Annotated in this window: 8 protein-coding genes; 1 reads left to right on the top strand and 7 read right to left on the bottom strand. The window is 36.0% G+C overall.

Features of this window, described 5'->3' with window-relative positions; all coding sequences use genetic code 11:
• Window positions 1–209: 209 nt before the first annotated feature.
• Window positions 210–656 carry a KTSC domain-containing protein gene (locus tag AB4Y90_RS10770; RefSeq protein WP_441557540.1) on the top strand — a complete coding sequence of 149 codons (447 nt, stop codon included), beginning with the start codon at window positions 210–212 and terminating at the stop codon, window positions 654–656.
• Between the two features lie 298 nt (window positions 657–954).
• On the opposite strand, the gene AB4Y90_RS10775 is transcribed toward AB4Y90_RS10770, so the two are convergent.
• The 7 genes from AB4Y90_RS10775 to AB4Y90_RS10805 form a co-directional block, all read right to left on the bottom strand.
• Complete coding sequence (locus tag AB4Y90_RS10775; RefSeq protein WP_441557542.1) at window positions 955–4143, bottom strand: efflux RND transporter permease subunit; 3189 nt, start codon at window positions 4141–4143, stop codon at window positions 955–957.
• 6 nt (window positions 4144–4149) lie between these two features.
• On the bottom strand, window positions 4150–5211 hold the full coding sequence (locus tag AB4Y90_RS10780) for an efflux RND transporter periplasmic adaptor subunit (RefSeq protein WP_441557543.1): 1062 nt from the start codon (window positions 5209–5211) through the stop codon (window positions 4150–4152).
• A gap of 88 nt (window positions 5212–5299) precedes the next feature.
• On the bottom strand, window positions 5300–6652 hold the full coding sequence (locus AB4Y90_RS10785; protein ID WP_441557544.1) for a TolC family protein: 1353 nt from the start codon (window positions 6650–6652) through the stop codon (window positions 5300–5302).
• A 94-nt stretch (window positions 6653–6746) separates the two neighbouring features.
• Window positions 6747–7340, bottom strand: coding sequence for a TetR/AcrR family transcriptional regulator (locus AB4Y90_RS10790; RefSeq protein WP_441557545.1), 594 nt, complete (start codon window positions 7338–7340; stop codon window positions 6747–6749).
• A 149-nt stretch (window positions 7341–7489) separates the two neighbouring features.
• Window positions 7490–8314 (bottom strand): CvfB family protein, encoded by an 825-nt coding sequence (locus AB4Y90_RS10795; RefSeq protein ID WP_441557547.1) that lies wholly within the window; start codon window positions 8312–8314, stop codon window positions 7490–7492.
• 107 nt (window positions 8315–8421) lie between these two features.
• A complete protein-coding gene (locus AB4Y90_RS10800; protein ID WP_441557548.1) occupies window positions 8422–8904 on the bottom strand; it encodes a hypothetical protein in 483 nt (160 codons plus the stop codon).
• 78 nt (window positions 8905–8982) lie between these two features.
• A partial coding sequence (locus AB4Y90_RS10805) for a T9SS type A sorting domain-containing protein (protein WP_441557549.1) occupies window positions 8983–10085 on the bottom strand: 1103 nt, incomplete at its 5' end.

Below are 10085 nucleotides of genomic sequence, written 5' to 3' on the forward strand. Positions count from 1 at the left end.
AAATGGAAGAGAAACAAAATGAGGATAAAATTTCACAATGGATTACAGAATTTTTAGAAAGCAAAATTACTGATGATGAGGATGAAGAAGAAGATAATACATATTAATTATTAAACCCAGTTAATTATAAAACAAATTAATAATCAAAAACTTACGGTTATTCCAATTTAAAACCTTAATTTTGCAACCCGAAATAAGGATTGTACGTTATGAAAAAAATAGGTGATTACAGAAAGCTTCTTGAGGTAGATAATACTGCTACTTTGAAAGATTTAAAAACAATTTACAGAAATGTGATGAAAGATACGCATCCTGATAAATTTGTAAACGATGAAGAAGGGAAACTGGCTGCAGAAGAAAAAAGCAAGTCTGTGATTGAAGCCTATCATTTTCTGGTAAGCATCAACCCTGAAACTCAGGAAAAATATAAAGAAGAATATACCGAAACGATTACTACATCGATCATTACGGATTTCTATCTTGAAAAATCAATTTTGAAAGTTCAGCACCTGAACGGAAAAATGTTTGAATATATCGGTGTTCCAAGAAATACCTATATCAAAATGGTGAATGCAGATTCACCAAGCCGCTTTGCAAGAAGACATATCTATGGAAATTTTATCTACAGAAAGTCTGGTGAAGTGATGGCAGACTAATTTTCTGCATGAAAAATGAATGATGAGCTTTCGGTTTTCCGGAGGCTTTTTTTGTTGGATATATTACTAGATGCTTCGACAAGCTCAGCATGACATCTCGAATACCTATTGAATTTAACGCAAAGAACGCTAAGTTTTATTTAAATTATTGAGAATATTTTTCGATCGCAAAGGCGTTTCACTCAGCAAATGAGCATTTATGTTCCTTGAGATTGCTTCTTCGCTTCGCTCATCGCAATGACATAAAAAAAACCGCATCAGTATTGATGCGGTTTTTGGTTAATTAAAGGTTGTTATATTAATCTATGTGTTTCGGGGTGAATCCGTCTTCACTTAGTTCTCTGTGTTCGTAATCGGCTTTCATTTCAGCTTCATAGTCAGGTTTTTCGTGTTTACCCATTCTTCTCAAAATAGAATCGAATAATGAATAAACAACCGGTACAATAATCAAGGTAAGGAATAATGACGATGTTAAACCACCGATAATTACCCATGCAAGACCATTATTCATCTCCGCTCCTGCTCCTTTTGCAATCGCAATCGGGATCATACCGAAGATCATCGCAATCGTTGTCATCAAAATCGGACGAAGACGGGCGTGATTCGCCTGAATCAAAGCATCATGCGTAGTTGCTCCTGCTGCTTTTCTCATATTTGCGAAATCCACAATCATAATCGCATTTTTCGCCACCAAACCAATCAACATGATCATACCGAGCATCGTAAAGATGTTTAATGAATTTCCGGTGATCGCCAGAATGACCATTACCCCGATCAACGCCAAAGGAATTGAGAACAATACCACAAATGGATATACAAATGAGTCATACAATGAAACCATTACCAAGTAAACCAATACAATAGCTGCCAATAATGCAATTCCTAAAGTACCGAAACCTTCGGTCTGGTTTTCCATATCACCACTCCAAATGTAGGTTACACCGGCAGGTTTTGTTTTTTCGTTATCCATAAATTTGGCTGCCCATTCGTTGGCAACATCTCCTACAGGACGACCTACCACTTTAGATTTAACCTTTACAGAAGGCGCTTTGTCTCTACGTTCCAATAAACTTGGCCCTGAACCCATTTTCACTTCTGCAAACTGGCTTAGTCTGATTTGTTCGCCTTGAGCATTTGTAAACATCAGATTTCTTACATCGTCAATAGACTGTCTGTTGGCGTCACCAAAACGTATGTTGATATCGTATTCGTATTCTCCGGCTCTGAATTTTCCGTCTGTGTTTCCAGAGAATGCAGTCTGCATTGTCTGACCTACACTTGAAAGATTTAAACCTAAAGAAGCCATTTTATCTCTGTCGATATTCACCTGAACTTCAGGATTTCCTGTGTCGGTTGATAATTCAGCATCTACAGATCCAGGAACTTTTTTAAGTAGTTCTAAAATTCTGTTTGCTTCTTTGTTTGCTGTTTCGTTATCCTGAGCGGTTACTACCATTTCGATTGGCGCAGCATCTGCTCCCATCAATCCGATCGGTGCTGTTTTAAACTCAACCCCGGTGAATTTTTCTTCTAAAGCTCTCTTGATTTTAGCTGATTTAATATCTGTACTTTCGTTACGTTCAGCTTTATCAACTAAAATTACCTGAATTTCTGACTGATACAAAGTTGCCTGCGCACCACCAAAACCTGATGATTGCTGACCAACTGTTGTAATCATATCAACAACATCTTTATCATTTCTAAGGTATTTTTCAACCTCTAAAGTCAACTGATTGGTTTTTTCTACAGAAGCATCTTTTGGTAATTCCATCTGAACAAGGAACTGGCCTCTATCCATTTTAGGGAAGAATTCACCACCTATAAATCCGAATGCTACCAACATAAATGAAGCAATTAGGATAATGAAAGTTACAACAACCGTCATTATTCTTCTTAAAGTTGATTTTAAAGCCCACTCCAAAATTCCTGTAATCCAATGTGTGAATTTCTCTAATTGTTTTTCAAACCAAAGAATAAATTTCTCAAAAGGATTTTTACCTGAAAGATGTACCAATTTACCATATCTTGAAGACAACCAAGGAATGATCGTAAATGAAGCCAATAATGATAACATCGTTGCAATAACTACGGTTACACAGAACTGCGCCAAGATATCAGAAACCAAACCAGAACTCATCGCAATTGGTAAAAATACCACCACAATTACCAATGTAATTGCCGTTACGGTAAATCCGATCTCCGAAGCTCCGTCATACGCTGCGCGTATTCTGCTTTTCCCCATCTCCATGTGACGGTAAACATTTTCCAGTACCACAATCGCATCATCTACAAGAATACCTACAACGAGTGACAGACCAAGCAAACTCATTAAGTTCAACGTATATCCCATCAGATACATTCCGATTACCGTTGCAATCAATGAAACCGGAATAGAAACCATTACAATAAATGCATTTCTAATGTTGTGAAGGAACAATAGCATTACAATCGCAACAAGAATAATCGCCAAGAATAAATCGAAAATTACGTGATCGGCTGCTTCCAATGTAAAGTCTGTGGAATCATCTACGATATTCACCTTAATATCCTGTACTTTATAATCTTTCTGAACCTGCTCAATCGTTTTCTGAACAGATTCTGAAACCGATACTGCATTGGCATCAGACTGCTTTTTTACCTGCATCAAAATAGTAGGATTCTGGTTGAATCTCGCTACTTTCTCAACATCTTTCTGGGTATCAAAAACTGTGGCAATATCTGAAAGACGAACCTGCGCTCCGTCTTTATTAGAAACCACAAGGTTATTCATCTCTGCTACATCTCTGTACTTTCCTGAAAGCCTGATTGTAGATCTTGACGTTCTTGTTTTCAAAGCTCCCGTCGGGAAATCTAAGTTTGAAGAAAGAATTGCCTGTTGTACATCTGCGATTGCGATGCCGTAACCCTGCATTTTCTTTTCATCTAAATTTACCTGAATTTCTCTTTCCTGTCCACCAACAAGGTCAACCTGCGCTACACCATTTACACGTGAAAAAATTGGCTCAATTTTTTTATCTAAAAGATCATACAGCTCTTTATTATTCAGCTTATTACTGGTAATACTCATCGTCATGATCGGTAGATCGTCTAATGAGAATTTTTGAAGTGATGGCGGATCTGCATCTTCCGGAAGGTCTGCCAAAATAGCATTTACCTTTCTCTGTGCATCATTCAAAGCGTAATTTACATCGGCTCCTGTATTCAGCTGAACCATGATTACCGATAAACTTTCGTAAGATGAAGATTCTACTTTTTTAACGTTTTCCAAAGAACCTACAGCATCTTCAATTTTTCGGGTCACCGAAGTTTCCACCTCTGAAGGTGAAGCTCCCGGATAAACCGTAGAAATGGTTACCATATTGGTTTCAAACTTCGGAATCAACTCGTACCCCATCATGGAGTAGCTTAATAAACCTCCTAACGTAAGAATCGTAAACAATACGATAACGAGGGACGGTCTTTTAATGGATATTTCTGCTAACTTCATCTGCTGTTACTTTACGATATTGATTTTTGAACCGTTATCAAGATTGATCTGTCCGCTTGTAATTACCTGTTCACCTCCGTTTAATCCGCTTAAGATCTGAACTTTATCTCCATAAACCTTTCCGGTCTGTACTTTAATCATTTTAGCAGTTCCGTTGTTTACGATAAATAATTGTCCTGAACTTACCCCGTTTACGAAAGCTTCTGCAGGAACGGTCAACATATTCTGAGTTTCTGCGCCGTTGTTAGTTTTAAATGTAGCTGTTGCATACATCCCTGCTTTCAGGTTTCCTCTGTTCTGAACTTCAATTTCTACAGGGAAATTTAGAGACGCATCACTTTTTGGAGCAATAAACGTAATTCTTCCGCTGAAAGAATCGTTTGGTAACACATTTACATTAATTGCGACTTCCTGACCTAACTGGATTCTTCCGATCTGGCTTTCATCCACCAAAACAGAAAGTTTTAAGCTATTGATATTTACGATTTCGAATAAAGCAGTTCCCGGAGAAACTACCATTCCCGGCTCAACCATTTTTTTGTTGATAATCCCGCTGATTCCGGCTCTGATGCTTGTATCATTTACTTTTACACCTTGAGCTCTTACTGCAGCCTGAGCATTTTTTAGCTGTAATCTTGAGTTATCTAACTGTTGTTTTGTAACACCTCCTGTTTTAAAGGCATTCTCATAACGCTGGTTATCAATGATTGCATTTTGCAAGTTATTCTGAGCCTGAGTAACGTCAACTTCGATCGCATCTTTTTTGATAGTTGCCAAAACCTGACCTGCACCAACTTTTGAACCTTCTTTTACCAAAACACTCACGATACGTCCTGAAATTTCTGAAGACTGATTAGATTCCTGCTTCGGGATAAATGTTCCGTTTGCGGTATAATCGGTGTCTATATTTTCTCTTGAAGCTGTGATAACATTCACATTGATCTTGTCAACCTGTTTTGCTACTTCTTTTACTTCGGTATCCTGCTTCTTTTTATTGTCTGCAATTTTCCAAGCTGCCAAACCAACAAGTACAGCGGCTACGATGATATATATTAAAGTTTTTTTCATTTGRAGTTATTTATTATTTTAAAGGTCAAATGTAATCGCCACATATTCAGTATTTTTTTTTAATACAATCCATAACGATTTCATGTTCTTAAGGGTTTTGTAAAGTATTAAGCTCGCCTTTAGCTTTTATTAATTTAATTTCAGCCTGTTTGTAATCTAATAATGCCGTTGTGTAATTCTGCTTTGCATCTGTAAGAGCGTTTTCAGAATCTAAAACTTCCGTAAGTGTTGCTAAACCGTACTGATAGTTTGATTGTGTGTCCTTCTGTACTTTTTCGGCAAGGGTTACGTTATTTTTCATGCTTTCAATATTGATCAATGAATTTTCAATATTGGTCACTGCATTTTTATATTCTAAACTTAACTGAAGCTGTGTATTTTGGATATCCTGATCCAGATCCTGAATATCGATTTCAGCCTGCTGAATTTTTGATTTTGTAGCACCTCCCGTAAAAATCGGAATGTTGATATTTAAACCAATCGCAGAATAGTCGCTCCAAAGAACACCGTTATTCAAACCATTTGTTAAAGGGAATTTTTTACCCATTCCTGCCCAACCGTAGTTTGCTTGCAATGCAACGGTAGGATAAAGATAAGCTTCGGTAGCTTTCTTGTTATACACCAAAAGCTCTCTGTTTTTCTGTAAAACTTTAAGCTCAGAACGCCCGTCAAGATTTACCGTTTCGGCTAAAAGCTGAGGTTGAGGCTCGATTGCTTTTTCTTCTAACTCAATTTCAGTTTCAATAGGAACACCCATATAAAACTTAAGAGAATTTTTTGAAAGTTCCACTGCATTCACCAATTGTTGTCTGCTTGAGCTGATGTTTGTCAACTGTACATTGGTACGGTCTAAATCGATTCCTTTCGCCAAACCGTTATCTACCAAACTCTTGATTACGTTTCTTACTTTTTCGGTATTGGCGTAACTTACATTCAGAGTTTTAAGATTTTCTTCCTGTACAAAAACCTGGTAATAAGCTGTTGCTACGTTTTCAATAATCTGTTCGTTAGTCAATTGGGCATTTAAAACATAAAATTCTCTGGTAGATTTTGCTGCTTTAAGACCTGTAAAAACTCTTTGATCAAAAATAGTCTGATTTAAAGTAACTACAGCCTGCGATTGCCAAGCCTGTCCCAACTGAGCACGGATTCTTTCGCCTCCAAACTCAAGTAATGACTCCTGAATTACAGGATTGTAAGTAACACCTGCAGTTGCACCAATTTGTGGCAGAGCTCCTGATCTTGCTTCATCAATTTTGTACTCTGCTTTTTTAATCTGCAAAGCCGCTTTTTTAGCTTCAGCTTTGTTTTGCAGCGCCTGTTTGATGGCTTCCTGCAGAGAAATCTGCTGCTGCGCATAAGCTGATGAAGAGGCCAACATCATAAATGCTGCAGCTACACCAATTTTGAGCTTTTTAGCAGTTATACGTTTTCTGTTCATAATTTTATACTTCGTTTATTTTTTTGTATTCGTTGTTTAAATCTTTTATTCCTAAAGGACGATTCAATTTTTAAATTACTTTAAGATTTATTAATTATTTCTTAAAAAGCATATTTAAAATAATCTCTTTTCTTTCTGAAATCAGCTCGTCGAACTCTTTGTCTGTGACATTCATGTTTTCCATAAACAAAGGGCGGATTGCGCTGGGGAAAATAAGTAAGGCAATCATATTCAAGATAAAATGTACAGGTTTCATCTTTTCGATGTTGCCTAATTCCATTTCTGCTTCGATGTCTTTATACAATTTTTCAAGATCTTCGGTTTCGATATCTTTTTTTCGGCAGTTTCCTTTATTGATCTGCGAAACTATGTAAGTTTCCAGGTAAGGATACTGAAGACTTGTAGAAAGGCTACCTTCAATAAACTGCGATATTTTTTCTTTGAAAGGAAGATCAGAATTCATAATGATTTCCGATTTTTCTTTTTCTACTTTCTGTGCATCATCAAAAATAATCTGAATAAGGTTATCTCTTGATCTGAAATAATAGTTGATAAGTGTTCTGTTTACACCTGCTTCGTCTGCTATTTCCTGTGTTGTGGCATCAAACTTACCCTGCACGAAGAATAAATTCTTTGCAGTCTGCTTGATCAACTCCTGGGTTTGGTCTTTTTTTTCTTGTTTTGACATTTTTGTTAAACAATTTTGTGCAAAGATATATCAAACATTTGTTTTGACAAAATTGTTAAACAAAATAATTAAGGAATTTCTTGTGATAATTATCATAAAAAAAGTCTGAACATTTTGTTCAGACTTTCAGTTTTATTTTGGAGAAGGTTCTATATCAACCTGATTTTATCATCTAAAATATCTACAATTTTATCTTTATACAATCCTCCTAAAGCTTTTTTGAAGTTCTTTTTGCTCATCTGCAATTCATCTTTAATTTCTTCGGGTGAAGATTTATCTGAAAGATGCAATAAACCAAAGTTTTCTTCCAGTTTATTAAGAATTTTTTGTTTGAACTCGTCAATATTTTCAAAACCTTCAGGCTGCAGCGACACATCTATTTTACCATCTTCACGAATGGTTTTAATATACCCTTCTTCCTCTGAAAGCGGATATAGTTTTTTATAAACATCAGAAGTGTAAACCAGGCCGATGTACTTTTTGTTGACCACCACATTCCAGCCCAGCTCGCTTTCATTCATCATCATTAAATCTACTTTATCTCCTTTTTTAAAAGGCAAATCTGTGTATTGCGGATTTCTTTTAAATTTTGTAGTTCCGGTAATCAATTCCAGGTCTTCATCCACATAAAGATAAACCAGATATCTTTTGCCTTCAATGATTTTTGTTTTTTGCTGCTTGTACGGAATAAAAAGATCTTTGATGATTCCCCAATCCATAAAGGCTCCGCTTGGAAGGCTTTGCACACAGCTCATCACGGCAAACTCGCCCACTTCAGCTAAAGGAATTTCGGTAGTTGCCTTCAGTTTGTTATCATCCTGATACACAAAAACTTCGATCTCGTCACCAATTTCTTTTTCTTCACGAATGAAAACTTTAGACATAAAAGCGGTTTCGCCTGTTTCTGATTCAAGCATCCATCCTGAATTGTTTTTTTCTGAAATTTTTAAAGTCTGGGTTTTTCCGAGTTGCATGAATGATAAATTTAGTCTGCAAAGGTAAGGAAATAAGTTGGAGCGTTTTAAAGGTTTTTTGAGTCGGAGCGTTTTAGAGTTAATGAGTTTGAGTTTTTATGCTTTAATTAATTATATTTTTTCAAATCATTTTTAAGATTTTGAGATTCTTTTTGATAGTCTATTTTCTCGCCACCATTAAATATTCCTGTAGTTTTTATAAGTTTATCATTTTCATAATAGCATCTCAATTCTGTTAAAAGTTGAGGTTTTTCCAGATACCCGTTTTCACCGACTGTCTGAAGTTTTTTTGAATGCACGAAAACCAGTTTACCATTTTCGGAAAAATAATATTCTGTAATGATATTCCATGCCGATAAACCCACGAAGTGCTCCATTTTTCTGAGTTTTCCGTTTTTATAAAATCCTTTTAATTCAATTCCATTGTCTGTGACTTCAGATTTATCCATAAAATAAGAATAAGGAACTGTTTTAATTTTAAAATTTTTGGTTTGATTGATATTCTGAACAGTCTTTTTTACAGACTCAATATTTTGTCCGAAAAAAAATCCGGAAAAAATTATCAGTAAAAACGGAGTTAACTTTTTCATAAAAAATTTTACGAAAATTTACAAAAAAAAGAGAAGCAAATGCCTCTCTTTCTATTAATTTATTGTATTCTGATTTTGTTATTCTTTAATCCATTTTATCGTTTTGTCGATAGTTTTAGATTTAATACTAATTAAATATTCTCCTTTTACCAGGTTAGACAAATTATACGTAGCAATTTTATCTTTATCAGCTTTATCATTCATTTTTCTAAAGACTAATTTACCACTCAAATCATATACACTGATGTCATGAGCACCGCTCTGCTGTGCAAACTTAATGTTTAATATTCCTTTACTTGGATTAGGATATATCACAAATACGTCTTCATCCTGAGTAATTTCATTCACGCCTAATGTCTGAGTAATACTGAAAGTTGCAGGATTGATATGATAGAAAACGTTTCCTACACTCGCAACCATGATTCTTGCCTGTGAGGTATTGATGTTTGGAACAGTAATTACTTCTGAACCGTCATTTGGCGTAGAAGCTAAAATTGTAATCGGATAAGTAAGACCTCCGTCTGTAGAAAGTAAAATGCTAACATTTGCACAACTTACAGGTGCAGCAGTTGTATTTGCAACATTCCAGGTTACTGTTTGCATACTGTTGCCCGACCAATTTACCGCTGTAGAAGGTGAAGTTACTCTGAACGGACCAGAAGTACCATCAACAGTAATGGCAACATCATCATTAGCAACACCACCACAACCAGCGTTATTATCTCTTACTGTTAATCTAAATTCCATTGATCTTGCATAGTTTGGCCAAAACTCGCCTTTTACGACCGTATTGCTCAGTACATCTTGAATCTTAGGAAAATATCTGTAAGGAACGGTAGTTGRTAAAAACGATCTGAATAAAGGAGCATTGCCAGTGGGAGCGTTCCAGTTTCCGGATGGTCCTGTATCATTTTGTTCCCAGCAGTAAGTAAGTGGATTTGACTGTGCATCCGTAGCTGAGCCTGTTAATTTAAATGGTGTATTAAGAGGTATTATATAATCGCTTCCTGCATTTACAACCGGAGCCGTATTTGACACAGGAGTTGTAACCTGACATGTTTTACCCTGAACGGTAGAAGTTATAGACTGAAAAGAGCGCGTATGAAATATCGCAATACTATTACTAGCCAGATTATTTGTATTTCCGCAAATTCCGGCGTATGCCATGATCGTAATACCAC

This window comes from Chryseobacterium sp. 2TAF14, from assembly GCF_052115105.1.
Taxonomy (GTDB): Bacteria; Bacteroidota; Bacteroidia; order Flavobacteriales; family Weeksellaceae; genus Chryseobacterium.